Raw genomic sequence first — 24,442 nt, forward strand, 5'->3', positions numbered from 1 at the left:
CGGCTCAGCCAAAATTGCCAGAGGCGAACAAGACACCGCCGCCAAGACAAACGCCATAGCAGACAACGACCAAGAGCATCAGCGCAACAACCACCGGCAAGTATATGCTTGAAAAAAAAACCCCAACGCCCAAAAGCGAGAAAAAAAAATGAAGGCCCGAGACACCGCGCCCCGCAAGTAAATCAGCAGCGCCGAGGACCCCGCCCTGGACACAAACCGGAACAGCGCCCACCACGTCGCCATACCGGATGCGCCCGACCAGCCAGACACCCACACGCAACACCGCAGCGCCCAAAGCAGCAACCCCCGCAGCGCGCAGCACCGCCAGCAGATGATCAACACGAGAAACCAGAACGGGGTCCCAAAGAGAAAAGGAGCCAACACAAACCCCGGAAAAGAGCTGCCCAGCACCCAGAAAACCACCGACGGTGTAGCGGACAAAAACCCAGCCCAGAACCCCACACACATCCCCCACAGCAACACGCACGCCCCCAGGGCCAGCGGCAGAGAGCACGTCAAGAACTACGCGAAGATAGCCAGCCCCCCCCACGAGGCGCCACCCCGCAAAAGGATGCCAAGCCCCAAGCCGACCACGAGGACCGACCACAGCACAGCCACCGCCGGACCGGCGGTCAGGCACCAGAGGGTCGGGAAGAGCCACGAAAAAAGGCCCAGAAACCCCGGAACCAGCATGCGGGCCCAGACCGTAGCGGCACCGAACGACCACCCGCACGAAAAAAACCCAAGCACGAACAGCACGAAAGACAAAATAAGCGTCACGCCCCACAGCGACAGCGGCACAAAGCAGCCCACAACGATCCACAAACCCGAGACCCGGCCAACCCACGCACGGCGCCGCACAAGGAAGAAGGACAACAAAGCCGCAAAGACGGCCACCGCCCAGGTAAGCAGCCAAAATGCACGCACCCCCGCAACCGCGGGCAAACAGCATGGCGTAAACCACAGACCCCAACCACTCCGTCACGCCCCGGCCGAGGCCCACGGTGCAAAACGTCGTCATCTGCGCCCAAACTAAATCAGAAATATAGCACCACAAGACCACACAGAGCAACTCCAGCGCATCCCAGCAAGAGCCCAGCACGAGCAGAGTCGACAACACCCCCGTCAAAAAGAAAAAGAAAAGCGGCACCTCAAACTGTGCCGCGTACACCAACACCTGCGGCGCGAGGTTCACCACAGACCCGGCGGGAGATCCCACCCACAGCGCCGGACCAAACAGGGAGGCACGCGCCCCAACCCCCACCACAGCCGCCAACAGCAGCGACAGCAACAGAACGAACACGAAGCAAAACAAAATCGCGCAGAAAGGTTGCAAACCCAAAAACAACTCCAGAAAGCCACCGATCAAAACACCAAAACAGAAGACAAAAGAAAAGGGAGAGAAAGGAAGCAAAAGCGCCCGGCGGCGGGAATCGCGCGGCAAAAAAAATCGCCGCTATAGGGAGCACAATCCCCAACGCCCCGCAGAGCACAGCACCTTCCCACCAACAGCAAAATGGGCGCGGCGCCGAAAACGCGCCGATGAGGAGCAACAGCACAGGAAAGAACGCCGGCGGATTGCCAAACGGAAACGCACCCCGCAGCAACCCACCGCACACGGCAGCCACCCCCGAGGGGAAAGCCAAAAAAGGCTCCAAACTCAACAACCCTGCCGGCTCAAACAACCGACCCAACACATCGGAAAAAACCCACCGCACAGCGCACAGCAGATACGGGTACTCACCCAACAAGGCCTTGGCTCCGGCCCACACCACGCGCAACCCGCCGCACAACTCCAAAAAATCCGCCACCCGCAGCCGCGGCAGACCGTGCGGCGCAAAGCCAAACAAAGCACCCCCGCCACGGGCCGCCAGAGCAAACGACGCCACAACAAAACCATCCGACGGCACGCACAGGAATTCCACCCACACGCCCACCCCGCAGGAGCCGTCCACCCAAACCAGAAGAAAGCAGCAAACAGCTCCCACGCGCCCCACGCGCCCGCCCAGCGGGGGCAGACCCGACACGCCGAAAAAATCCCAAAAAACAATCACCACCACCATCGCCCTCCAAAAAAAAACGCCGACCGCGATGACGCTCCGCAAAACAAGCACGTCCACACAACCGGCCTGGAATCCCGCCAACACAACCGCCGTAACACAGCGCACAAGCGTACCGGAAAACACGACAAAGCGACACTACGGCACCAAAGAAAAAGAAATAGCGCTAAAAAACCCAAAAAAAAACAACACAGCACCCAGGGCGGCGCGGACCAAAAGGGCCGAACAGAACAAGAAGACACAAAGCCCCCACAAGATCCGATGATACAGAAAACCGGACATAAAGAGGAGCTTTTGCAAAGGAAACAACAAAGTACGGAGAAAACGACCCCAAAACCCAACCACAACAAAAACCAAAAGATCCAGGTCGCCGTACATGAGCAGCCCCAGCGTGCGCGGGATGGGCGTGGCGCTCATGACCAGCAGGTGCGGGCTTTGTGCCTTGCCCGCCAACAGGCCGCGCTGCCGCACGCCGAAGCGGTGCTGCTCGTCCACGATGGCGAGGCCGAGATTTTTAAATTCCACGGTGTCGGTCAGCACGGCATGCGTACCTACGACTAAATTTGCCCGCCCATCGGCGATAGCCTCCAGCGCGATGCGCTTCTCCTTCGCTTTCATGCCGCCGACCAGCAGCGTGACGTTGACGCCGAACGGCTCGAGCCGGTCCGCCAGCGTGGCGGCGTGCTGGCGGGCTAAAATTTCCGTGGGGGCCAGCATGGCGCTCTGCCAGCCGTTCTGCGCGGCAAACCAGATGGCCGCGGCGGCCACCAGCGTTTTGCCGCTGCCGACGTCGCCCTGCAAAAGCCGGTTCATCGGCACGTCGCCGCAGAGATCGGCCAGAATTTCCTCGGTGGAGCGCTTTTGCGCACCGGTGGGCGGGTACGGCAGGCTGCGCCAGAACGGGCCGAGGTCCAGCGGGTGCATGGGGGCGCTGGTCTTGCGCCGCCCGTGGCTGCGCAGCAGGAAGATGCCGATTTGGAGCAGGTACAGCTCCTCGAAAATCAGCCGCCGCCGCGCCGCGGCAAGGTCGTCCGCGTTTTTGGGCGCGTGGATGCCCCGCACGGCCTGCGCCTTGGCGGGCATCCGGTAGCGGGTCAGCAGCTCGGGCGGCAGCGGGTCCACAAGCTGGTCCGCGAACGCCAGCGCTGCATGGGCACAGCTGGCGTGGCGGCTGGCGGGCAGACCGTCGGTGCCGGGATAGACCGCCACAAACGGGCAGTCAGCGACCTGAGCCTCGGTGCGCACCAGCGGGTGCAGCAGCTCGCGGCGGGTCAGCGCCCCGCCGATGCGGCCCTCAAAGTAGTAGGTCTCCCCCACTTCCAGTTTGTCCGCCGCGTAGGGCGCATTGAACCACGACAGTGCCAGAATGCCGGAATCGTCCGCCGCCAGCACCCGGTTCATGACCCGCCCGCCCTTGACGCGCCGGGCAGGCTCCTTTTGCAGCACGGTTGCGCGGACGCAGCATTCCACGTCATACGGCGCGGACACGACGGTGTAGGGCTGCGTGTAGTCGATGTATTTGCGCGGATAGCACAAAAGCAGGTCGCGGATCGTGAGGATGCCGAGCTTCTCAAATTTTTTGGCGAAGGCCGGGCCAACGCCCTTGAGAAATTGGACGGAATCGTTGATGGTGGGCATGGGAGCCTCCTTTCTTTGGGATGGCGGGCGGTTGGCAGGAAATGGGCAGTGACGCAAGGCAGCGGGAACGAAAGCGGTATACCAAAAAAGGCGAACTCGGAACATCCCCAAATTCGCCTTTTTAATGTTATAACGTCCGAATTACTCCACAGAGATCATGTAGTAGTACACGGGCTGGCCGCCGCTGATGTGGCTGACCTCAATGTTGCCGCCGCACTTGGTGCGCACCAGATCGGTCGTCTTTTCGGCGTCCTCGTCGCTGACGTCGCAGCCGGAAATGACCGTGATGAACTGGGTGTCCTTCTTCTTCATGGAGCGGGCCAGACGATAGGTCATCTTGACCAGGTCGGTGCCGGTGGCAACGATTTTGCCGTTCTCCAGCGCCATGATCTCGCCCTTCTTGATGGGCTTGCCGTCAAACTCGCTGTCACGGGCGGCATAGGTGATCAGACCCGTGCTGACGCGGTCCGCCGCCTGCATCATGGCAACGGCGTTCTCCTCCGGCTTCAGGTCGGGATCAAAGTTCAGCATGGCGGTCATGCCCTGGGGCACGGTGCGGGTGGGCAGCACGATGACCTTGCGGTCCGCGAGCTTCTGCGCCTGCTCGGACGCCATGATGATGTTCTTGTTGTTGGGCAGAACGAGCACGGTCTTGGCGGGCACGCTCTGGATGGCGGCGAGGATGTCCTCGGTGGAGGGGTTCATCGTCTGGCCGCCGCTGACAACCGCGTCCACGCCTAGGTCGCCGAACACAGCCTTCAGGCCCTCGCCCGCGGCCACGGCCACAAAGCCGTACTCGCGCTCGGGGTCAACGGCGGCGTAGGGGAACTCGCTGTCCTTCTTCTCCTCGGCCTCGGCCTGCTTCTCCAGACCCTTCGCCTGCTTCTGGCGGGCGAGGAACTGCTCGTGCATGTTTTCAATTTTAAAATTGGTCAGGTAGCCGTACTTGATGGCCTCGCTCAGCATCATGCCGGGGTCGGAGGTGTGGACATGGCAGTTGGCAACATCGTCGTCCTCGATCACAACAACGGAGTCACCGTTGGACTCAAGGAAGGCGCGCAGGCGGGTAACGCTGGCATCGGCATCCTTGTGCAGCAGGAACTGGGTGCAGTAGCCGTTTTTGATGTCCTCGACCTTCATCAGGTCGTCGGCAAAAACACCCTTGCCTGCGGCTTCGCTGGATACCTTGGGCTTGGCGGCGACCTCGGCACCGGCGATGATCTCGCCGCCGTCGAACACCTGCTTCATGCCCTCAAAGATCAGCATGATGCCCTGACCGCCGGCGTCCACGACACCGGCCTTTTTCAGCACGGGCAGCAGGTTCGGGGTGTCGTCCAGCGCGGCCTGACCGGCCTGCAGCGTGGCGTCCCACATGGCAGGAACGTCCAGCTCGGTGCACTCGGCGGCCTTCTCGGCAGCCAGACGGGAGACGGTCAGGATCGTGCCCTCGGTGGGCTTCATGACGGCCTTGTAGGCGGCCTCGACGCCCTGCTGCAAGGCGGCAGCCAGGTCAGCGGAGGATGCCTCGGTCTTGTCCTTCAGCGCCTTGGAGAAGCCGCGGAACAAAAGGCTCGTGATAACGCCGGAGTTGCCGCGGGCACCGCGCAGCATGGCGGAGGCAGCGGTCTTGCTGGCCTCGGCCACGGTGCAGCTGTCGGGCATGGCCTCAAGCTCGGCGCGAGCGGCGCCGATGGTCATGCTCATGTTCGTGCCGGTATCACCGTCCGGAACGGGGAAAACGTTCAGCTCATCCACGCGGGTGCGCTGGTTGGCAATGTTGTTGGCGCCGGAAAGAATGGCGTCGCGCAGGGTCTGGCCAGTAATCATGGTTTCGTTACACCTCATATTTTTTGGGTAAAACAGTCTTTAGTCGGCAATGACGTCGTCCACGTAGACATCGATGCGGGCGACCTTTAAGCCGGTGGCAAGTTCAACTTCGTCCTTGACGCGGTGGGTGATGCTTTGGGTGATGGTCGAGATGTTCAGACCGAACCCGACCTTGATATGCAGGGCGATGACCAGCTTGCCGGCCTCCTGCGTGACGGTGACGCCCTTCGGCGGCAGGCTGCCGGTGCGCAGGGCGCTGCGCACAACGCTTTCAGCCGGGGCCTGACCCATGGCGGCAATGCCGTAGCACTGCTTGGCGGCCTGCTCCACCAGGCCGGAGAAGTAGTCATTCGTCAGCGAAATATGTCCATAGGGATTGACCTTGGTGATCATCTGCGATCCTCCTTTTCAGGGTTAGCTGCGGCTAAACCCGCAGCTGTACTATATGAATCTTTAGCTATTATACACCATTTTTCCCTGCTTGAACAGGGCATTTCGGAGAAATTTATTTTGGCGCGTGGATTTAACATTCCATTCACAAAGTTTACAGCGCAAGAGTATATACTGTTTACAGAAGTATGACAACCTTACCAAAGGAGCTCGGTTTAAACCATGAACCTTTTATTCTTTTTGACACCCAAGCAGGACGTCCTGTACATTTACGAGGATTTCACCCTGCGCCAGACGCTGGAAAAATGGTCCAACCAGCGCTACGCCACCATCCCTGTTCTGAAGCGCAACGGCGAGTATGTCGGCAGCATCACCGAGGGCGACATCCTCTGGGGCATGAAAAATCTGCACGGGCTGGACCTTGAAGCCAGCGAGGACGTGCCGATTTCCAGCTTCCCCCGCCGCCGCGATTACAAGGCCGTTACCGTGACCACCGACATGCCGACGCTTTTAAAGGCAGCCATCGAACAGAACTTTGTGCCGGTGGTGGATGACCGCAATGTGTTCATCGGCATGGTGCGCCGTACCGTGTTGCTGCGGGAGCTGTACGACAAATATACGACCCTGCCGACGGATAAGCGCTTCAAGGGCAGCCACCCGCCGATGTAAGGGCTTGCAATCCGCCGCGCGTTGCGGTATAATCAGCACAACGGACAGAGAGGTCGCACAGGACTTCTCTGTTTTATTTTTTACAGTGAGGTGTGAACGCTTGCGCCGGGGCTGGCGGCTATGGCCGTCTCGGAGGATGGACTGACGGAGGCCGTATGCCTGGCGGATAAAAGGTTCGTCTGGGCTGTGCAGTGGCACCCCGAATTTTCGTTCCGCGTGAATGAGGACAGCCGAAAGATTTTTAAGGCGCTTATAGAAAGCTGCTGAAACAAAAAGCCGCTGCAGCACAGGCTTCTGTGCTGCAGCGGTTTTTTTGTGCGAGGCATCTGCCGTATGCGCGGGTCGATGACGAGCATCGGCCCGGCAGGGCCTTACGCGGTTTTCTTTGCCGCGGCCCTCTTCTTTTTCATCTTGCGGGCGATGAACAAAATCACGAGCAGCAGTGCGGCTGCGGCGCCGCAAGCCGCCGCGAGCAGGGGCACCTTGCTGGCGGGCATCTGCACAGCGGCGAAGGCCGTCGTACCGGCGGGGGCGGTGCAGGTCAGATAGCTGCCGTCCACGCTTGTGTCGGCCTGCTGCCAGCCTGCGTCGGTCCTGACCCACAGCACGGTGTTGTCCGTCGTCTCCGGCGGCATATAGCGCAGCGTGTGGCCGGTGTCGGCGGGCAGCTCCAGGCCCCACGCCTCCACCAGCGTGCCGGGGGTCTCGGGCGCGTCGTCCACCTCATGGAGCATCAGCTCGTCGGTGGTGTCGAAGCTGCCCTCCACCAGCACAAGGGAGCGTTCACCGCGCTTTTCCTGGCTCTGGCGGACCGTGTTTATGTCGCTGTACTCGGCGTGGATCGTCGCGTCAAACGTCATGCCGGTCAGATCCACATCCTCCCAGTTGCCGTACTGGCCCTGGTGGTTGGGAACCGGCGGCAGTTGATCCGTCGGGAAGTCGCTGCCGTACGGGATGTGGTATTCCTGGACCAGCGAATCCTCGTCGGTCACAAAGCGGACACAGATGCTGCCGAAATCGTCGGGCAGATTTTCCTGCGCGACGAAATCCTCGTAGGCCAGCGGTTCGGCAATGCCCTGGTAGCTGACGCTGTCAATGCCCGCGACGCCCCCGTCCACGAAGGTGTTGCCGGTCACGCTGCCGTCCAGCGGGTCGTCCACGATACCGGCAATCGCACCGATCTGTTCGGCAGCGTTGTCGATCATGACCATGGCGCGGCAGTTTTCGATGGTGGCACCGCTGCCGACAATGCCGCCGACCTGCTTTGCACCGGACAGGCGGCCCTTGGCGCAGCTCTCGCGGATCGTGGATTTGCTGATACCGGCCACGCCGCCGACGCCGGTGGCGTCCTCGGCATCGAGGGTGCCAAAGCCCCTGCAGTCGATGACAGAGCCCATCTCGGCGTCGCCGACGATGCCGCCCGCGTTCTGCTTTTTGGCGCTGACCGTGCCGTAGTTTGTGCAGTCACGGGTGACGACGCGGGTCTTGAAGGTAAAGTTCAGCGACTCGCTGCCCGCGGTGGTGTAGTCGTCCTCGGGGTCCAGATCGTTCTCGCGGGCCATTGCACCGGTAATGCCGCCGGCGTTGAGGTCGGCATTGACCGTGCCGCTGTTGATGCAGTTCGTGACCTTGGCCTCGACGTCGTCATCGGTGTCGTCATCGGAAACATCGTCCACGATGTCGTCTGCATCCCGGTTGACATTCTCGCTGGCACCGGACAGCGTCTGGCCGATCTTGTTGATCTGCTTCGAGATCGCCTTCACGTCGTTGATCAGCGCCTGGCTGTTGCTGCTGGCGTTGTTGTTCAGGCTGCTGACGATGTCGCCCATGCTGGTCAGGCTGCTGCTCAGATCGTTGCGGCTGGCCGTGATGGCATCGCGGTTCGTCAGCTCGACCTTTGGAATTTCGACGTCCACGGAGTCCGGCAATGCATCTGAAATGTCATTGAGCACATCCTTTGTGTCGGGCAGACCCTCGGTGATGAGCGTATAGCCCGGGTCGATCGGATAGCGCTCGTCCGGCTTTGTGGCAGCGCCGTCGTCCTCGCTGACAACGGTGCTGTCAGCGGAATCGTCAACGGCTTCGGGGGCGGGCTGCCCGTGGGAGGTGCGGTCCGCCTCGCTGCCCTCTGCAGCGGGCTCCTGTGCAGGCTCCTGTGCGGGGGCAGTGTCCTGCGCTGCCGTACTGCTTTCGTCAGGCGTGGAGAGGTCAGCACTCTGCGCGGGCTCCTCCGAGGGGGACAGCGTGTAATTCGGATCGACAGGGTCGGTGTCAGACGGAGGCGTCGCTTCGCTGTAGTCGATGACTGTGTCCGAGTCCGCGGCATTGTCTCCGTCGTCCGCGCCGGGCAGGTTGGTATTCTTGAGGTCCTGCTTGAACTGACTCAAGTCGGTCTTGACGGTCTGGGAACCGATGGACACGCCGTTTTCAGCCTGCTTCAGCAGATTCTCAATGGCATTGCGGGAGCTGGTCACGTTGTTCTTCAGCGCTTCGAGCTGGTTGGAAAGGTCACTGCTGGCGGCGCTGGCGTCATCGCAGGCGCGGTTGACCAGCGTCTGCAGCGTGCTCATCTCGTCGGAAAGCTCCTGCAGCGTGTCCTTTGTGTATTCCAGCGTGCTGCTCGGCTCCATCTGGCCGACGATGCCGCCGCCCTCCTTGCGGGCGTAGATAGTGCCGTAGTTGACGCAGCCCTCAATGTAGCCGGTCTGGCTGCCCGCGATGCCGCCGACGTTGTAGCCCATGTGCTGGTAGCCCACGGTGCCGCGGTTCATGCAGGCGCGGATGACACCGCCGGACTGGCCCGCAATGCCGCCGATGTCGGTGATGTCGGCGACATTCTCGGTGCCGATCAGGTCGTTCAGCGTCAGCGAGGAAAGGTCGATGTCGTTCTGCTCCACCGTCGTGTTGACGCTGGAGGTGTTCGTGCAGTTGGCAATGATGCCGTGATTTTCACCGGCGATGCCGCCGATGAAGTGTGCACCGTAGACACTGCCCGTGGTCGTGCAGCTTTCGATGACGCCGGCGGCCAGATTTGTGCCAGCGATGCCGCCGACAACGGACGCGCCGGAGGACACGCCCTCAAAGCGGCAGTTGTGCAGCGTACCGGCGTTGCTGCCCGCAATGCCGCCCACGGTGGAGCGGCTGCCGGTGGGCATCGAGCGGCCCCGGATGACGAGGTCGCGGACGTTGGCCCCCTGCTGCACATAGCGGAAGAAGCCGATGACCGAGCCGTCATTTACAAGGCTCAGGCCGGAGATCGTGTGGCCCTGCCCCTCAAATACGCCGCTGAAGGACGGGATGCCCGCAAAGCCGCTGCCGGTCAGCTCCAAATCGGCGTCCAGATAGACGGTGCGGTTTTTGCTCCAGCTGTCCAGGCGGCAGGAATCGGCCAGCTGCAAAAGGTCATCGACGGTGCCGATGTGGAAGGTCTCCTTTTCGGCGGTGTCGGCGGTCCCGCTCTCCCCTTCCGCAAAAACGGGCAGGGTCAGCGCCAGCACAAGGCAGAGCGCCAGCAGCGCAGCCCAGAGGCGGCGCGTCAGGTCAGAAATGCGGTTCATTCAGCGTCGCCTCCCTTCGTGTCAGTGTCGGGCGTATCGGGTGTGCCTGGTTCGGGGGCACCGTCCTCGGATTCGTGGATGTTCTTCTCCGACAGGTACATGTCGGGCTTGTCAACGGTAAATTCGGTGCCGGTGGCAATGTTCGCACTGAACTGGCCGTGCAGCACGCCCTTGATTTCAGCATCTACGACGCCGTTGATGTAGCCGCGCACGCGGCCATTGACGTGCATTGTGCCGCTGGCCGTGCGGGCCATACCGGCAACGCCCTTCATCTCAAAGCTCGTGCGCTCGATGATGGTGTCGCCCAGGATCAGGATCTGCGGCAGGACGAACAGAACCAGAAGGATGGAAACGATCGTGCCGCGGCCCAGGCAGGTACCGATGGCGGAGATAACGGGGTTCGTGGTCAGCACGCTGATCAGGATACCCGCGGATGCCAGAATCGAGCCGGAGGTGAAGATCGTCGGGAACGACTCGTTCAGGGCTGCGACGATGGCCTCCCGCGGGCGCATGACCTTCTTCAGGTCGGTGTAGTGGCTGGAGATAACGATGGCGTAGTCGATGTTTGCACCCATCTGAATGGAGTTGACGATCAGGTAGCCGAGGAAGTACAGCGGGGTGTGCTGCAGGTACGGCACCGAGAAGTTGATCCAGATACTGCCCTGAATGACGATGATCAGCAGCACGGGCAGACCCGCGGACTTGAATGTGAACAGCAGGACCAGGATAACGAACAGCGCGGACAGCACACTGATCAGCAGGTTATCCTCGCCGAAGGAGCTGGACAGGTCCATGGCGCTCGTCGTATTGCCGACAACGTAGAACGAATCGGTGGCGTAGTATTTGCCGATGATGTCGTGCATCTTGTTGACGAAGGCGAACGTCTCGTCGGTCTCCTCGGGCAGGTTCAGATAGACGACCATACGGCTGTAATCGTCGCTCTGCAGCTGCTTCTGGGCTTCATCGAGCTGGTCGAACAGGTCGTCCAGCGTGTCCTGCACATCACCCGAGAGCGTGATGTTGCCGTCGTGCATCTCCTGTTCTAGGAACCTGAACATGTCGTAGATCGGCACTTTATAATCGTCCAGGCCGTTGATGATCTCGCCGTACTCGTCATGGTCGACGGCGTAGGCGCCGTACAGTGCCTTGGCAACCTCGTAGTCGAGGTCGGCCATCTCGGCCAGCTGGCGCGGTGTCACAGCGTCGGTCAGCATATAGCCGTCCATCGCTTCAATGTTGGCCAGACCCATCGTGGATTTGACTTCGGCGCAGGCGTCCAGCTCGTCGAGGATCCTGCCCTCGGACTCATAGTCGCCCGACGGCACAATGACGGCCACCATGTTGCTGGAACCGAAGGTGTTTTTGATTTTCTGGTAGGCGATCTGGCGCTCGCTCTGCTTGGCGGTGACCAGGTCGGTGTAGGTGTAGCAGTAGGGGCACAGGTTGGCAAAGACCGCCGCCGCCACGATGATGACGCCGAAGATCGGCGGGATGATAAAACGGGTCTTGATGTCGAACTTGCCGACGGCGGTGATCTTGGGAATCAGGTTTTTGTGGCGGGTCTTGTCGATCAGCTTGCTGAACAGCACCAGCAGGCCGGGCATCAGCGTAAAGACACAGAGCATACTGAACAGGATAGCCTTGATCAGGACCGTAGCCAGGTCGCGGCCAATGCCGAAGTGCATGAACGCCAGCGCGGCCAGGCCGCTGATCGTCGTGAGCGAGGAGGAAGAAATCTCCGGGATAGCCTTGGAAAGCGCGGCAATGCAGGCCTCGCGGGTGGGCAGCGTCTCATGCTCATCGCTGAAACGGTGGCACAGAATGATGGCGTAGTCGATGGCCAGCGCCAGCTGCAGTATGACGGTGACTGAGTTGGAGATGAAGCTGATCGTGCCGCACAGGAAGTTTGTGCCCATGTTCAGCAGCGCCGCCGCGCCGAAGGTCATGAGGAGGACCGGGACCTCGGCATAGGAGCGGGAGGTCAGCGTCAGCACGACGACGATGATGATGGCCGCGATGATGACGATGACGAGCATTTCCGATTGCAGGTCCGCGGAGGAATCGTAGCCGACCTCGGAATAGATCGAGGTGTCGTAGCTGCCCTCAAGCTCGTCGCGGATCTCCTGCAGGGCGTTCTCGGCGCGCTCGTCCCCTACTTCTGCATCAAAGCTGACGGAGAACAGCGCCGACGCATTCGTGTAATGCTCGTCGGTGTCGTCAAATTCGACGGTGGTGACACCCTCGATGTCCTCAAGCCGGGACTGGATGTCCAGCGCAGTATCGTAGGTGATGTTGGACACCATGACGTTGGCTGTGCCGTAGGTGACGAAGTTGTCATTCATCACGGTCAGGCCCTGGCGGGTCTCGGTGGTGTCGGGCAGGTAGGTCGTGATGTCGTCCTCGACCTTGACCCAGCCCGTGGCGATGGCACTGAAAATCAGCGCAAATATGTATAACAGGAAGAACAGGTTGCGTTTATCAACGATAAACGAAGCCAGCTTTTCCATCCCGCCGCCTTTTGGCTTTTCGTTCTCCAAGAGTATACAGCCTCACTTTCCCATTTTATTCGATACAAAAAGGATACATCAATATTATACGAAATGCAAGGCCCATGCAACACGGTCAAATTCAGAGGAATGTACAAAGAAGCGAGGAAGTTTTTGTTAAGGTACACAAAAAAACACCGTGCGGTGTAAAACCACACGGTGTTGAAAAAGCTATTGGTAAGCTAAATTACTTCAGCTCGACCTTAGCGCCGACCTCGGCCAGCTTCTTCTGGATGTCCTCGGCGTCAGCCTTGGAAGCCTGCTCCTTCAGCTTGGCGTTCGGGGTCTCAACCAGCTTCTTGGCCTCCATCAGGGAAGCGCCGGTCAGCTCCTTAACGGTCTTGATGACCTGCATCTTGTTGGCGCCAACGTCAGCCAGGATGACGTCAAACTCGGTCTTCTCCTCCTCAGCGGGAGCAGCAGCGCCGGCGGCAGCGGGAGCGGCAGCAGCAACAGCAGAAACGCCGAACTCCTCGCAGATGGTGTCAACGAGCTCTTTCAGCTCCAGAACAGTCATAGTCTTGACAGACTCGACAATGGCAGTAATCTTCTCAGAAGCCATGGTAGTTACCTCCATAAATTTTATAGTTTTAAGCGGCGCGGTTTGTATTCAAGGAGCGCTGCGCCGGTGCGCTCAACCTGCTAAACCTAAACTTAGGCAGCAGTCTCGTCCTGCTTGTCGACGATACCCTGCAGGGCAACAGCCAGACCGCCAACGATACCGTTGAGGGAGCCAGCCAGCATGGAGAGCAGGCCTTCGCGGTTGGGCATGGTAGACAGGCTCTTGATACCTGCAGCGTCCATGACCTGACCATCGCAGAAGCCGCCCTTGACGACGAAGCGCTTGGACTTGTCGGCGTCAGCAAACTTGCACAGGATGCGAGCAGCAGCAGCCGGATCCTCCGGAGACAGAGCGATAGCCGTGTCACCCTTGAAGTACTCGGTCAGACCCTCGTACTGGGTGCCCTTGACGGCCAGGCGCAGCATGGTGTTCTTGACGACCATGTAGTGCACGCCAGCCTCACGCAGCTCCTTACGCAGCTTGGTGTCATCAGCAACGCTGATGCCGTTGTAAGCAACGACAACACCGGCCAGAGAGCCTGCGATCTTCTCGTTCAGATCAGCAACAAGAGCCTTCTTAGCTTCCAGAATCTTTGCACTGGGCATTTGAAATTCACCTCATTCCACTTACAGATTGGTTTCGGTAAGCGGCTTTTTATGTGATATACAGAAAAAAGCCCCTTCCCGTCGCCGGGAAAGGGCTTGAAAGCATTGCAATCAAACGCACGTTTCTCGGCAGGTGGGTAAAACCCGTTATGCCTTGCGGCACCTGCTGTCTCAAAAACAGCTTAATTAGTATAGCACGCGAACGTGCGTTTGTCAAGCGTTTTTCAGCTCAAAGCTGAAAAACTTATACGCCGTACTTGTTGGTAGCAACGCGGACGCCGGGGCCCATGGTGGTGGCGATGGTAGCGCTCTTGAAGTACTGGCCCTTGGCAGCGGCGGGCTTAGCCTTGGCGATGGCATCCAGGACGGTGTCCAGGTTGGTCATCAGCTTCTCGGCGCCGAAAGATGCCTTGCCGATGGGCACATGGATGATGTTCTGCTTGTCCAGACGGTACTCGATCTTACCGGCCTTAGCGTCGGTAACAGCCTTGCCGACGTCGGGGGTAACGGTGCCGGCCTTCGGGTTGGGCATCAGACCACGGGGGCCCAGGACCTTACCGAGACGGCCAACGCGGCCCATCATGTCGGGGGTGGTGACCAGAACGTCGAAGTCCAGGTAGCCGCCGGCGATCTTGGCGATCAGATCGTCATCACCGACCTCCTGCGCACCGGCAGCCTCAGCGGCCTTGGCGGCGTCGCCCTTGGCGATGGCGATAACGCGGACGTTCTTACCGGTGCCGTTGGGCAGGACAACAGCGCCGCGGACCTGCTGGTCGGCGTGACGGCTGTCAACGCCCAGGCGGACGTGCAGCTCAACGGTCTCGTCGAACTTAGCGGTAGCGGTCTTGCAGCACAGCTCCAGGGCCTCGGTGGGATCGTAAGTCTTGTTATTCTCGATCAGCTTAGCAGCGTCGATATACTTCTTGCCGTGTTTCATTGCGTATTACCCTCCTATTCAGCCCTCAACGGTAACGCCCATGCTGCGGGCGGTGCCCTTGATCATGCTGACAGCGGCCTCCAGGGAAGCAGCGTTCAGGTCGGGCATCTTGGTCTTGGCGATCTCCTCGGCCTGAGCCAGCGTGATGGAGCCAACCTTGTTCTTGTTGGGCACGCCGGAAGCAGTGTCGATGCCGGCAGCCTTCTTGATCAGAACGGGCGCCGGAGGAGTCTTGGTGATGAAGGAGAAGGAGCGGTCAGCGTAAACCGTGATGACGACGGGGATGATCATGCCCATCTGGTTCTTGGTACGCTCGTTGAACTCCTTGGTGAACGCCATGATGTTGACGCCCTTCTGACCCAGAGCAGGACCAACAGGGGGAGCCGGAGTTGCCTTGCCGGCGGGAATTTGCAGCTTGATGTAGCCAGTGATTTTCTGTGCCATAATACTTGCACCTCCAAATTTTGTGGTGAGTTGCGGCCTGCGGTGCAGACCTCCCACGGGCGCACGACCTCCGCGCGCCCTATAAAAACCGTACCCCGGGCACAGGCCCGTTCGCGGTCTTTACCGGAAACTAGGGTGTCCTGAGAAAAACTCAGAACAGCTTGACCTGATGCAGCTCCAGCTCTGCCGGAAGCTCGCGGCCAAACATGGTGATCCTTACGCGCACCTTGCGCGCAGGAATGTCGATCTCGTCGACGGTGCCGACAGAGCCTTCCATCGGACCGGCGGTGATCTCAACCGTATCACCGACCTTGTACTCGACCTCAAGGTCAACGGTGGTTTCGACGCCCATCTTGGCAACCTCCGCCTCGGTCAGGGGCTCGGGCTTGGACTCCGGGCCGACAAAGCCGGTGCAGCCGCGCGTGTTGCGCACGATGTACCAGGTGTTGTCGTTCATGACCATTTTGATAAAGACGTAGCCGGGGTAGAGCTTCGACTGAACCTCTTTCTCGCCGGTCTTGTTGCCGCGCTTGTCAAAAACTTCTTCAATGCGGGTCTCGGTGGGAACCTTGACGTCGCAGATCAGATCCTGCAGGTGGCGGTTCTCCACCATCGTCATCAGATCGGTTGCGACCTTGTTCTCATAGCCGGAATAGGTATGTGCCACATACCAATTTGCTTGCTCAGCCATTGTCTTTGCCTCCGCTCAACGCGCTCAGGCGCCGATCAACAGGTGGATGGCGCCGCCAAAGATGAGGTCCAGCAGGATCAGCACGACAGCTGCGACCAGCACGACCACGATAACGGTGATCGTATTGGTTTTGACGTCGTTCTTGCTGGGCCACACGACCTTTTTCAGCTCGCTCTTCGTATCTTTGAAATACTTGCCGATCCCTTTGAAAAAGTTCTTGACCTTGTCGAAGAAGGAGACCTTCTTCTTGCCGTCGTTCTTTTTGGGCTTGTCGCTTTGAGTCTGGGCTGCAGCGGTGGCTGCTTTATTGTCTGCCATCTCTAAGCTCCTATCCTCACTTGGTTTCGCGGTGAAGGGTATGCTTCTTGCAGAAACGGCAATACTTCTTCATCTCAAGACGGTCCGGAGAGTTCTTCTTGTTCTTCTCCTTGTTGTAGTTGCGCTGCTTGCACTCCGTGCAGGCCAGGGTGATCTTGACAGTCATTGTTCGGCACCTCCATTATCGGTTAATAAGCCTCCCTCGCGCTTGCAGGCGCCCTTGAAAAAGGGCATAAAAAATAAACCCGCAAAAGAGGTGCTATCATAATAACACGACTGCGGGTCTACGTCAAGCGGTTTTGCAAAAATTCTTGTAAAATTTTGACGGCCTTGCGCCGAACGCAGAAGCGGAAGCTCCGCGGGCGGGCATAGCCGCGTTCCCCGTCACAGCAGGAGGGCGCAAACGGCTGCCATCCCCTCCTCCGTCAGCTGCACGCCGCCCCGGGCAGCGGCCACGGCGGCGGTGGTGTAGTCGATCGTCAGGGCGGTGCGGGCACTTAAATAGGCCAGTGTCTCGCCCAGGGCGTTCAGGTCTGCGGCCAGCAGGTCGGTCAGCAGCCGGGCACTGCGGCTGCGCAGACCGTCGGGCAGACCGGCCAGCAGCGCCGGGTCCTGCCGCAGGAACGCCGCCCAGACGGCGGCGCGGGCCATGCAGCCCTCCCCTGCCCCGGGCAGCGCCGCCTGCAATTGGGCGATCAGCTCCGACGCCTGCGCGGCGGTACACACGGCGATGGGGTCCTCGCCGTAGCCCAGGCGCGTGCGTGCGGCGGCATCCAGCAGCGATGCCGTGTCGATGCGTGCCGAGGCTGTGCGGCCCGCGCAGTCCGCCCAGGTGGCGGGCGTGGCCGCGATATAGTGCAGCGCCGGGGCGGCGGTCTCCCCCGTAGCCACCGTGCCGACGAGCAGTTGTGCGGCCCGCCCGGCCCCGGCAGACAGCGCACACTCCGCCAGCGTTGTTGTACCCGAGGGTGCGCTGACGCGCAGCGAACCCGGCAGTGCGCAGAGTGTGACCGTCTGCTGCGGGCCGTCCGCACGGGCCAGCACAAAGGCGGGCTCCTCCTGCTGGACGACGAGCAGCAGCGTATACACGCCCTGCGCACCCGGCTTGATGTGCAGCGTACTGTCCGCCGCCGACGCCTGGCGCAGGAGCTGCTGCTTCTGATATTGGTCGGTGAAGAACGCGACGGTCAGCACCATCGGCAGCAGCAGAAGCAGCGTCAGCCCGAGGCTGTACCAGAAAATTCCGCGGTTGGAACGCATAACCCACACTCCCCCAGCAAAGACTATGCCTACAGTGTAGGCCGCAAGGGCCGCGCTTATACACTATTATAAAGGAGTGTCTGGTATGTTTGATGAATTTGGACCCCGCGGTGCCGAGGATGAGCGCGAAGGCTTCTGGACCGATTTGAGCGAGGTGCCCGACGAGCAGTACCGCGATGAGGATGAGCCGAAGCAGACGCAGGAGGTCATTGTCCCACCCGCGCAGGAGCCGTATGGCCCGGGAATCGTGCCGCCGGAGGAGAGCTAAAGTAAAAAGGCTTCCCCCGCGGGGGAAGCTGTCGCCGCAGGCGACTGATGAGGGGCGAGCTTGCGGAGGCAGCCCGCACACGGGGAGACGTCGCAAGCTCGCCCCTCATCCGGCCTCGGGCGGGGCCTCGGCCACCTTCCCCCACGGGGGAAGGCACGTACATTTATACCTTTTGATACACCAAAAACCGGAACCCGATCTCTGTCGTCAGGCGTTCACATTCCGCAAGCCGGGCTGCGCCGTCGGCGGGGGTGTTCCAGTAATAGGGCGTCATGGCGAACAAATCCTGCACACTCTGCCCTTCCAGCGTGATGACAGCGGTGGACTCAACGGCCTTCACAAACGCAAAGCCGTCGTATTCGGTCTGTCGGACCTCGTTTTCATACGGGCAGTCGTACAAAATCTCTTTCAGGCCGAACAGATGCCGCGCGGTGGGCACGGCGTAAACAAGATGCCCGCCCGGGCGCAGCATACGGGCAAACTCGGCCTCGGCCATAGGCGAGAAGATGTTCAAAAGCAGGTCGGCCCAGCCGTCGCACACCGGTGCACAAAAGCTGCCGCCGACACAGAATGCCGCGTCGGGCACGAGCTTCGACGCCAGCCGCACGGCCTCCTTAGACAGGTCGAACGCCGCAATCTGAGGGCAGCCCAGCGCGTCATACAAATACTTATCGTAGCTGCCCTCGCCGCAGCCGGCGTCCACAATATGGTCGTGGGGCAGTGCGGCGCAAAGCGCGGCCAGCGTCGCCATCAGCGGGGCGTAGTGCCCTGCCGACAGGAACGCGCGGCGGGCGCGGACCATGGCCTTGCCGTCGCCGGGGTCGGCGGCGTGCTTCTTCTGCATCGGCAGCAAGTAGGCGTAGCCCTCTTTGGCAAGGTCAAAGCTGTGGGCTCTGGCACAGCGCAGGCTGCGCCCGGCCAGCAGCAACGGACCGCCGCATACGGGGCAGCGCAGGGCTGCCGCGGTGGCGGGGGTCATTCGGCAGCCTCGGCGGGCGTGGCCGTCTCGGGGGTGTCCGCTGCGTCCGATGCCTCGGGCGGCAGCGGCACAGTCATACCGCCGTGGGCGGCGAGATAGTCCTCGAAATTTGCGAATTTCTGCTTCGGCGGGCGGCGGGAGATCAGATCGAGACCCGGCTGCTCCGGCGCGGTGCTGCGCGGGGCGCGGGCATTGCGGGGCGGGCGCGGTGCCTTGGGCTGGTCGCGCAGCGGCTGGCTGGGCACCTGCGGGGCCGGGCGGGCATTGCGGCGCGGCGGCTGGGGCGCGGCAGGGCGTGCGCTCTGGGGCGCATTCTGGGGTGCAGCCGGGCGCTGGGCCGGGGCATTCTGGCGCGGTGCCTGCTGGCTCTGCGGTTGGGCGGGTCTGCCCTGCCCGCGGCGAGGGTGGCTGCCATTGGCGCGGGGCGCATTCTCGCTGCGCGGTGCCTTGGGGGCTGCGGGCGCAGCGGCCTGCGGGGCCGGCTTGCGCGGCTGTGCGGGGGCTTTCCCCTCACGCGCGGGCTGCTGCGCCTGCGGGGCGCTGCCATTGCCAGCAGGGCGACGGCGGCGGCGACGGTGCGGTGCACCGTTCGGGGTTTGTGCAGCTTTTTCCATAATTCACCTGAATCCTGTTATACGCCGATGACACGGCATTCATTGTAATATCGTTTTTCCTCGGCATGGCCCATGCTGAAGGTCTTGCGGGGCAGCACGCCGCCCAGCACAACGCCCTTGAACAGGTCAGCCTTCGCAAAGTCGGGCAGCAGAATGGCCGTGGCTGGTTTGGCCGGGTCGGAGGCCAGCGCCAGCGCCGTGCTTTCGCCGTGGATGTAGTCCACGGTCACGCCGGGATGGGCGGGCAGGAAGTCCGCCAGAAATGCCTCCACACTGCCGACGGTCAGCGGCGCGGGCGGGTTGGCCAGCGCAACGGCACTCTCGCCGTGGGCATCGGCCAGGCGCAGACGCTGGTCGGACATCGTCGTACTGCTCCCCTGCTGCTGGTCCCAGGCGTCGAGCGCGGCATACAGCTCCTTGGCACCGACGCCGAACACGACGCGGTGGATCGGCTCGATCTCAATGGCGGGGCTGTGGACGTTGCAGACCTCGGCCAGGCACCAGCGCGCCGGATGGGTCCTGCGCTGCTCCTCGCTCAGGGTGGGCTTCAGCTCCTCCCAGTAGGCCTTGGCGGTGGCCAGGCTGTGATTGCCGTCACCGACGGCCAGTACCATCGGCTGCTGCCCTTTGGCAGCGGGCCAGCGGCGGGCAAAGGCGGCGGGGTCGGCCAGCGCCGCCAGCGCGGCGTCGATCCCGGCGATCAGCGCGGGGTCCTCGACGGCCCAGCCGCGCAGATGCCCGCCGCCCAGCATCAGCTCACCGTCGTAGAGCGGCGGCAGCTGGTTTTTGATAAGCCCGATGGGCTCGATCAGCGTGCAGTCGGCGTCGTCGGCCAGCATCATGACGTGGGGCGTTTCCAGCGTCGCCCCGCGGCGGACCTTGAGGCGCGGCGGGATGCGCTCCACGACGGTGCTCTCGCTCGGGCGGATGGCGGGCTTGGAGCCCTTCGCGTAGTCGTAGGCATCAAGATCGACAGCGCCGACAAGGCCCTGCCGGACCGTGCCGTCCATCTGGGTACGCTCAACATAAACGTAGCCATGTACTTTCCGGGTCAGAACGGATTTACGGTACTCCTCCATCGTGCGGCGGATGCTCTCTAAGCGCTCGGCCTCCTGCGGGGTGCCTAAGTACGCCTCCGGCAGAACGATGTGCAGGGTGCTGGGTTTGCCGTCGGCCAGGTGCTCGGCGCGCTGCCAGTACTCCGGCTGGGAGGTAAACTGGTCAACGGCGATGCAGGCCCACGGGTTCAGTGGGACCCCGGCGGCGGGCAGTAAAATATCGGCTGCGGTAAAGCAGGCTTCGGACATAACAACGACCCCCTAACAGTTACAGAACAACGGTGTGGCCAACCAGGGCGTAGATCGCCAGCGACAGCACGCCGACGTAGATCATCGAGCTGGGCAGACCCTGGAAGATCGAGGAGATGGCCTTGCTGCGCAGACGGCGGCGGCCCTCCCGAACGATAAAGACGGCAAAGACATAGCCCAGCCCGCTGCCCAGAGCGAACGCGACGCTTTGCAAAATCGTATAGTTCTGGTTCGCGCAGATGAGCATCGTGCCCAGCACGGCGGTGCTGCAGGTGGCAAGGCTGAGTTGGCTGCGGCAGCTGGCGCGCAGCTTGCGGGGCAGCACGCCCAGCAGCAGCCAGGCCACGGCCATGGCCGCGATGCCGCAGGTCAGGTAGACGATGGGCCGCAGGGCCGAGATGGGCAGCCATGCGGGCAGATAATCACGAAGCCACGGGAAAAACAGGTCGTGTGCGGCCCAGCCGGCAGGTGCGGACAGCGTGATGACCAGCAGCAGCGGCAGGCAGAAATCCCACACCTGCGCGCGGTGGTCGGGCACAAGCTTCATCAGGCGGGTGACGCCCAGCGCGCGGGCCAGGATGACATTCTCCGCAAAGACGGCCAGCACCATATAGCTGATAAACTGCACAACACCGTTTAAAATCGGCTGCAGCTCAGTGCTTACGGTCAGCATACAGGCGGCGCACCTCCTCATGTTTATAATCGGTGTACAGGTTGGCGGCGGCGCACCAGATGGCGGCCAGGATACCCACGATGACAAAGCCGCCCGCGGGCAGTGCAGCCAGCGGCAGCAGCGCATTGTGCAGGATGATGTTGCCAAAGACCGCGCCCGTGGCCAGCAGTTCACGCAGGCAACCCACGATGAGCAGCACAACACACATGCCGAGCGCGTTGTTGAAGCCGTGGCGGAACGCATCCCTCACGGGTTCAAGGTCGGAGAACTCCATGCGCTTGACGATGGCGGGCTCCACGACCATGATCGGCAGGTAGATGCCCAGCAGCGTCAGGTCGGAGCCGAACAGTGCGTAGAGTAAAACATACGTAGGGATGTAGAGAAGCGCCGCAGAGTAGCAGTACACCACGGGGCGGAAGCGGTTCTTTGTCAGGTGGCAGATGGCCACGGCCAGCACACGGGTGAAGGTGACCAAAATCAGCGAGGCGATACAGAGCATGAGCGCCCGCCGGCCGTCCAGCGCGGCACCGATGACCGGGGCCATGCCGAGGCCGCGCACAAGCACGGGGTTGGACAGCCAGATGTGGTCGGCGCGGATGCGCTCGTTCAGGGCAGCCTCCGCCGCGGCGTAGGAACGCGAGGCGCTGGCTTTTTTGGACTTCGGCGCGGGGGTCGGCTCCGGGTGGGCGGTGTGCTCTGCCGGGGCGGGCGCAGCCGGTGCCGCAGGGGCCGCCTTTTGTACCGGCGGCATGACCTGCGTGGGCTGCTGGGCGGGCTGTGCCGCGGGTGCAGGTGGCTGCACGGCATGGGCGGCAGGCTCGGCGGTTCTGCGCTTCGGGATCGAGATCGTGCGGGTCTCGTCAGCTGCTGCGGGCGTCTGGCTGCTGCGGGCAGCGGGAGTGGGCTGGGGTGCTGCGGACGGTGTGACCGCGGGGCTCCTGCCGTACTCCCGGTCCCGGTAGCTGCGGAACCGATCCTCCTCGGCCTGGGCTTCCGCCTGGCGGGCGGCCTCGCGCTCAGCTTGGCGGCGCTGGACCTCCTCCAGCATGGCGCGGCGCTCCGCGGCGGTGTACCGCGGGCGGCTCGTCGGGATGATGCCGCCGCTGCGGGCGGCATCACTGCGCCCGGGCGCGGGCTGCTGCGGTGCGCCGGGCTGCTTTTCCGGTGCAGGGGCCGCCGGGGCGGCGGGCGCCTTGCCGGTCTGCATGGCGGCAAGGGCGGCCTCGATCTCGGCGCGGGAGGCACCCTTCTCCGCCATGGCGCGGGCGACCTCGAGCATCTCCCTGGTGATGTGCGGGATAATTAAGGTCTCGGAGCGCTCCTCGCCCCGGCGCTTATTCGGGTTTTGTTGAATTGGCAAGGCGCTGCTCCTCCTCTCTCATAAAGCGGATGCGTTCGGTGCGGTGGCTGATGAGGTCGAGCCATTCGGGGATGGAGCTGACGATCAGCAGCGCACAGCAGGCCGCGCACTCATACGGGCTGAACACGCGGAACACATAGGTCATGATGCCCAGCGCCGCGCCGTAGATGATGCGGCTCATGCGGCGGTCCGGCATCGTGACCGGCTCACAGATCAGGAACAGGCCGGTGAACAGTGCCGTGCCGGACAGGACGACATATTTTTCCAGATAGAAGCGCTGGCGGATATATTCCCACGGCAGGCTGAAGGTCGGCAGCTCGTTCAGGTTCGGGAAGAACCACGGCAGGCCGATGACAAAGATAAAGAACGGAATAACGACAGAAAGCTTGATGTGCCCGCGCACAAGCAGGAACAGCCCGCAGGCCATCACGACCAGCGCTGCGCTGGTGCCCATGGCGGCGGAGACGTTGCCGGTCAGCAGGTTCATTGTGCTGGCACTGGGCAGACCGCCATCCCGCAGAGTGGCGTTCATGCCCTCGACGAGAGTGGTGTTCACGCTGCCAAACAGCGGCAGCTGCGTGCCGGGAATGGGGTACGAAAAGACGTCCTGCGGCCACGAGATACCGGCCACGACGACGCCGACGGCGGCGGGATGGAACGGATAGTGGCCCTCGCCGCCGAACGCCTCCTTGACGAGCACGGCGACGATGACGGCGGAAATGACGATGGGATACGAGATGCTGGCAGGCATCAGCAGCGCGATGAGCGCGGCAAAGCACTCACTGGACGGCTCATGGGACTGGTAGCCCGTGCCGTGCAGCGGGGCCAAGGCACAGTCGCACAGGTAGGCGGTCAGCAGTGCGGCCAGCAGCAAAAGCACCGGGCGCGCACCGTAGTAATACCACGACATGCCGATCAGCGGGACTGTGCACCACAGCAGGTCACTGTAGTAGCTGTAGTTCGCGCTGCGTTCAACTTTTTTACGATTGGGCATAGGGAAAAAGCTCCTTTACTTGCTGTGCAGGACGTTTACCACAGCGGCGGGATCCATGGCATGGAACAGCGAGCTTCCGGCCACGAGCCAGTCGACCCCGGCAGCGATGCACAGGGGGCCGGTCTCGGTGTTGATGCCGCCGTCCACCTCGATCAGGGTATCACAGCCGCGGCGGGTGCGCTCGGCACAGATGGCGGCAATGCGCGTGGGGGTGGTGGGGATGAACTTCTGCCCGCCGAAACCGGGCTCCACGCTCATGACCAGGATCAGATCGACAACGCCCAGATACGGGAAAACAGCTTCCACCGGCGTGCCGGGGCGGATGCTGATGCCGACCTGGCAGCCCGCAGCGCGGATAGCGGCGATGACCTCCTCTGCCGTGTCCGGCACAGCTTCGAGGTGGAAGGTGATGAGGCTGGCCCCTGCCCTGGCAAAGTCGGCGGCGTAGCGGGCCGGGTCACTGATCATCAGGTGGACGTCGTAGTAGACGTCGGGCATAGCGGCATGCAGGCATTTCAGCACCGGCGCGCCGTAGCTGATATTGGGTACAAAGTGCCCGTCCATCACGTCAAAGTGCATCAGGTCGACACCGGCCTCCAACAGGCGGGTGCAGTCATGTTTCAGGTTGGCAAAATCAGCCGACAGGATCGATGCGGCAATTTTCGTCATAATGTATATACTCCCTTGATAGTCCCTCTTTGTTGTACGTAGTATGTGCAGTGCGCACATATAAAACTATTATA

Annotated in this window: 26 protein-coding genes and 1 other annotated feature; of the genes, 3 read left to right on the forward strand and 23 right to left on the reverse strand. The window is 61.9% G+C overall.

Annotated features, from left to right (window positions below):
- Nucleotides 1-4: 4 nt before the first annotated feature.
- The 6 genes from B5D32_RS00185 to B5D32_RS00210 all read right to left on the reverse strand — a co-directional run bounded on the left by B5D32_RS00185 (nt 5) and on the right by B5D32_RS00210 (nt 5,918).
- On the reverse strand, nt 5-466 hold the full coding sequence (locus tag B5D32_RS00185; RefSeq protein ID WP_143402635.1) for a hypothetical protein: 462 nt from the start codon (nt 464-466) through the stop codon (nt 5-7).
- Between the two features lie 56 nt (nt 467-522).
- Nucleotides 523-927, reverse strand: a complete 405-nt coding sequence (locus B5D32_RS00190) for a YitT family protein (RefSeq protein ID WP_159446947.1) — start codon at nt 925-927, stop codon at nt 523-525.
- 224 nt (nt 928-1,151) lie between these two features.
- Nucleotides 1,152-2,120, reverse strand: a complete 969-nt coding sequence (locus tag B5D32_RS00195) for a hypothetical protein (RefSeq protein WP_143402636.1) — start codon at nt 2,118-2,120, stop codon at nt 1,152-1,154.
- Nucleotides 2,121-2,198: 78 nt separating this feature from the next.
- Entirely contained in the window at nt 2,199-3,698 is a 1,500-nt protein-coding gene (locus B5D32_RS00200; protein ID WP_159446948.1) for an ATP-dependent DNA helicase RecG, read from the reverse strand.
- Between the two features lie 141 nt (nt 3,699-3,839).
- On the reverse strand, nt 3,840-5,525 hold the full coding sequence (locus B5D32_RS00205; RefSeq protein ID WP_078783063.1) for a DAK2 domain-containing protein: 1,686 nt from the start codon (nt 5,523-5,525) through the stop codon (nt 3,840-3,842).
- Nucleotides 5,526-5,564: 39 nt separating this feature from the next.
- The gene (locus B5D32_RS00210) at nt 5,565-5,918 is read right to left on the reverse strand and encodes an Asp23/Gls24 family envelope stress response protein (protein WP_078783064.1); all 354 of its coding nucleotides are present in this window, start codon (nt 5,916-5,918) and stop codon (nt 5,565-5,567) included.
- Nucleotides 5,919-6,137: 219 nt separating this feature from the next.
- Here B5D32_RS00210 and B5D32_RS00215 point away from each other — a divergent pair, with 219 nt between their 5' ends.
- Together B5D32_RS00215 and B5D32_RS00220 are read left to right on the forward strand one after the other, a co-directional pair.
- Nucleotides 6,138-6,584, forward strand: a complete 447-nt coding sequence (locus tag B5D32_RS00215) for a CBS domain-containing protein (protein ID WP_078783065.1) — start codon at nt 6,138-6,140, stop codon at nt 6,582-6,584.
- 111 nt (nt 6,585-6,695) lie between these two features.
- Nucleotides 6,696-6,851, forward strand: a complete 156-nt coding sequence (locus B5D32_RS00220) for a gamma-glutamyl-gamma-aminobutyrate hydrolase family protein (RefSeq protein ID WP_276327511.1) — start codon at nt 6,696-6,698, stop codon at nt 6,849-6,851.
- A gap of 104 nt (nt 6,852-6,955) precedes the next feature.
- Here B5D32_RS00220 and B5D32_RS00225 read toward each other — a convergent pair whose 3' ends face one another.
- The 10 genes from B5D32_RS00225 to B5D32_RS00270 form a co-directional block, all read right to left on the reverse strand.
- Nucleotides 6,956-10,141, reverse strand: coding sequence for a hypothetical protein (locus B5D32_RS00225; protein ID WP_078783067.1), 3,186 nt, complete (start codon nt 10,139-10,141; stop codon nt 6,956-6,958).
- Nucleotides 10,138-12,648, reverse strand: a complete 2,511-nt coding sequence (locus tag B5D32_RS00230; protein ID WP_078783068.1) for an efflux RND transporter permease subunit — start codon at nt 12,646-12,648, stop codon at nt 10,138-10,140. The genes B5D32_RS00225 and B5D32_RS00230 overlap by 4 nt, the downstream gene beginning before the upstream one ends.
- A gap of 226 nt (nt 12,649-12,874) precedes the next feature.
- On the reverse strand, nt 12,875-13,249 hold the full coding sequence (rplL, locus tag B5D32_RS00235; RefSeq protein WP_078783069.1) for a 50S ribosomal protein L7/L12: 375 nt from the start codon (nt 13,247-13,249) through the stop codon (nt 12,875-12,877).
- A gap of 92 nt (nt 13,250-13,341) precedes the next feature.
- Nucleotides 13,342-13,854, reverse strand: a complete 513-nt coding sequence (rplJ, locus tag B5D32_RS00240) for a 50S ribosomal protein L10 (RefSeq protein WP_078783070.1) — start codon at nt 13,852-13,854, stop codon at nt 13,342-13,344.
- A gap of 56 nt (nt 13,855-13,910) precedes the next feature.
- Nucleotides 13,911-14,048, reverse strand: a sequence feature (ribosomal protein L10 leader region).
- Nucleotides 14,049-14,098: 50 nt separating this feature from the next.
- A complete protein-coding gene (gene rplA, locus B5D32_RS00245) occupies nt 14,099-14,791 on the reverse strand; it encodes a 50S ribosomal protein L1 (RefSeq protein WP_078783071.1) in 693 nt (230 codons plus the stop codon).
- Nucleotides 14,792-14,809: 18 nt separating this feature from the next.
- Entirely contained in the window at nt 14,810-15,235 is a 426-nt protein-coding gene (gene rplK / locus B5D32_RS00250; protein WP_007046678.1) for a 50S ribosomal protein L11, read from the reverse strand.
- 151 nt (nt 15,236-15,386) lie between these two features.
- Nucleotides 15,387-15,926, reverse strand: coding sequence for a transcription termination/antitermination protein NusG (gene nusG / locus B5D32_RS00255; protein WP_078783072.1), 540 nt, complete (start codon nt 15,924-15,926; stop codon nt 15,387-15,389).
- A 24-nt stretch (nt 15,927-15,950) separates the two neighbouring features.
- Complete coding sequence (gene secE / locus B5D32_RS00260; RefSeq protein WP_078783073.1) at nt 15,951-16,244, reverse strand: preprotein translocase subunit SecE; 294 nt, start codon at nt 16,242-16,244, stop codon at nt 15,951-15,953.
- Between the two features lie 16 nt (nt 16,245-16,260).
- On the reverse strand, nt 16,261-16,410 hold the full coding sequence (gene rpmG / locus B5D32_RS00265; RefSeq protein ID WP_007046681.1) for a 50S ribosomal protein L33: 150 nt from the start codon (nt 16,408-16,410) through the stop codon (nt 16,261-16,263).
- Nucleotides 16,411-16,628: 218 nt separating this feature from the next.
- A complete protein-coding gene (locus tag B5D32_RS00270) occupies nt 16,629-17,504 on the reverse strand; it encodes a hypothetical protein (protein WP_078783074.1) in 876 nt (291 codons plus the stop codon).
- A gap of 85 nt (nt 17,505-17,589) precedes the next feature.
- Here B5D32_RS00270 and B5D32_RS00275 point away from each other — a divergent pair, with 85 nt between their 5' ends.
- Nucleotides 17,590-17,772, forward strand: coding sequence for a hypothetical protein (locus B5D32_RS00275; protein WP_078783075.1), 183 nt, complete (start codon nt 17,590-17,592; stop codon nt 17,770-17,772).
- A 163-nt stretch (nt 17,773-17,935) separates the two neighbouring features.
- Here the strand turns inward: B5D32_RS00275 and B5D32_RS00280 are convergent, their stop codons facing one another.
- Genes B5D32_RS00280 through rpe form a run of 7 tightly spaced genes read right to left on the reverse strand, consistent with a single transcriptional unit; the run spans nt 17,936 to nt 24,368 of the window.
- The gene (locus tag B5D32_RS00280; RefSeq protein ID WP_078783076.1) at nt 17,936-18,751 is read right to left on the reverse strand and encodes a putative RNA methyltransferase; all 816 of its coding nucleotides are present in this window, start codon (nt 18,749-18,751) and stop codon (nt 17,936-17,938) included.
- Nucleotides 18,748-19,365, reverse strand: a complete 618-nt coding sequence (locus B5D32_RS00285) for a hypothetical protein (RefSeq protein WP_078783077.1) — start codon at nt 19,363-19,365, stop codon at nt 18,748-18,750. Before B5D32_RS00285 ends, B5D32_RS00280 begins: the two co-directional genes overlap by 4 nt.
- A gap of 17 nt (nt 19,366-19,382) precedes the next feature.
- Nucleotides 19,383-20,672 (reverse strand): DUF1015 domain-containing protein, encoded by a 1,290-nt coding sequence (locus B5D32_RS00290; RefSeq protein ID WP_078783078.1) that lies wholly within the window; start codon nt 20,670-20,672, stop codon nt 19,383-19,385.
- A 19-nt stretch (nt 20,673-20,691) separates the two neighbouring features.
- Nucleotides 20,692-21,345, reverse strand: coding sequence for an Rnf-Nqr domain containing protein (locus B5D32_RS00295; RefSeq protein ID WP_159446949.1), 654 nt, complete (start codon nt 21,343-21,345; stop codon nt 20,692-20,694).
- Nucleotides 21,326-22,705: an Rnf-Nqr domain containing protein gene (locus tag B5D32_RS00300; RefSeq protein WP_143402638.1), complete on the reverse strand. Its 1,380-nt coding sequence runs from the start codon at nt 22,703-22,705 to the stop codon at nt 21,326-21,328. The genes B5D32_RS00295 and B5D32_RS00300 overlap by 20 nt, the downstream gene beginning before the upstream one ends.
- A complete protein-coding gene (locus B5D32_RS00305) occupies nt 22,680-23,699 on the reverse strand; it encodes an RnfABCDGE type electron transport complex subunit D (RefSeq protein ID WP_078783081.1) in 1,020 nt (339 codons plus the stop codon). The genes B5D32_RS00300 and B5D32_RS00305 overlap by 26 nt, the downstream gene beginning before the upstream one ends.
- A gap of 15 nt (nt 23,700-23,714) precedes the next feature.
- Nucleotides 23,715-24,368, reverse strand: a complete 654-nt coding sequence (gene rpe / locus B5D32_RS00310; RefSeq protein ID WP_078783082.1) for a ribulose-phosphate 3-epimerase — start codon at nt 24,366-24,368, stop codon at nt 23,715-23,717.
- Between the last annotated feature and the right edge of the window lie 74 nt (nt 24,369-24,442).

Origin of the sequence: Gemmiger formicilis, assembly GCF_900167555.1 — a bacterium.
Classification (GTDB): Bacteria; Bacillota; Clostridia; order Oscillospirales; family Ruminococcaceae; genus Gemmiger; species Gemmiger formicilis.

Coding starts and splice junctions, on each gene's coding strand:
- B5D32_RS00200 (WP_159446948.1), bottom strand. CDS start 3,698: ATGCCCACCATCAACGATTCCGTCCAATTTCTCAAGGGCGTTGGCCCG.
- B5D32_RS00205 (WP_078783063.1), bottom strand. CDS start 5,525: ATGATTACTGGCCAGACCCTGCGCGACGCCATTCTTTCCGGCGCCAAC.
- B5D32_RS00210 (WP_078783064.1), bottom strand. CDS start 5,918: ATGATCACCAAGGTCAATCCCTATGGACATATTTCGCTGACGAATGAC.
- B5D32_RS00215 (WP_078783065.1), top strand. CDS start 6,138: ATGAACCTTTTATTCTTTTTGACACCCAAGCAGGACGTCCTGTACATT.
- B5D32_RS00225 (WP_078783067.1), bottom strand. CDS start 10,141: ATGAACCGCATTTCTGACCTGACGCGCCGCCTCTGGGCTGCGCTGCTG.
- B5D32_RS00230 (WP_078783068.1), bottom strand. CDS start 12,648: ATGGAAAAGCTGGCTTCGTTTATCGTTGATAAACGCAACCTGTTCTTC.
- rplL (WP_078783069.1), bottom strand. CDS start 13,249: ATGGCTTCTGAGAAGATTACTGCCATTGTCGAGTCTGTCAAGACTATG.
- rplJ (WP_078783070.1), bottom strand. CDS start 13,854: ATGCCCAGTGCAAAGATTCTGGAAGCTAAGAAGGCTCTTGTTGCTGAT.
- rplA (WP_078783071.1), bottom strand. CDS start 14,791: ATGAAACACGGCAAGAAGTATATCGACGCTGCTAAGCTGATCGAGAAT.
- rplK (WP_007046678.1), bottom strand. CDS start 15,235: ATGGCACAGAAAATCACTGGCTACATCAAGCTGCAAATTCCCGCCGGC.
- nusG (WP_078783072.1), bottom strand. CDS start 15,926: ATGGCTGAGCAAGCAAATTGGTATGTGGCACATACCTATTCCGGCTAT.
- secE (WP_078783073.1), bottom strand. CDS start 16,244: ATGGCAGACAATAAAGCAGCCACCGCTGCAGCCCAGACTCAAAGCGAC.
- rpmG (WP_007046681.1), bottom strand. CDS start 16,410: ATGACTGTCAAGATCACCCTGGCCTGCACGGAGTGCAAGCAGCGCAAC.
- B5D32_RS00270 (WP_078783074.1), bottom strand. CDS start 17,504: ATGCGTTCCAACCGCGGAATTTTCTGGTACAGCCTCGGGCTGACGCTG.
- B5D32_RS00275 (WP_078783075.1), top strand. CDS start 17,590: ATGTTTGATGAATTTGGACCCCGCGGTGCCGAGGATGAGCGCGAAGGC.
- B5D32_RS00280 (WP_078783076.1), bottom strand. CDS start 18,751: ATGACCCCCGCCACCGCGGCAGCCCTGCGCTGCCCCGTATGCGGCGGT.
- B5D32_RS00285 (WP_078783077.1), bottom strand. CDS start 19,365: ATGGAAAAAGCTGCACAAACCCCGAACGGTGCACCGCACCGTCGCCGC.
- B5D32_RS00290 (WP_078783078.1), bottom strand. CDS start 20,672: ATGTCCGAAGCCTGCTTTACCGCAGCCGATATTTTACTGCCCGCCGCC.
- B5D32_RS00295 (WP_159446949.1), bottom strand. CDS start 21,345: ATGCTGACCGTAAGCACTGAGCTGCAGCCGATTTTAAACGGTGTTGTG.
- B5D32_RS00305 (WP_078783081.1), bottom strand. CDS start 23,699: ATGCCCAATCGTAAAAAAGTTGAACGCAGCGCGAACTACAGCTACTAC.
- rpe (WP_078783082.1), bottom strand. CDS start 24,368: ATGACGAAAATTGCCGCATCGATCCTGTCGGCTGATTTTGCCAACCTG.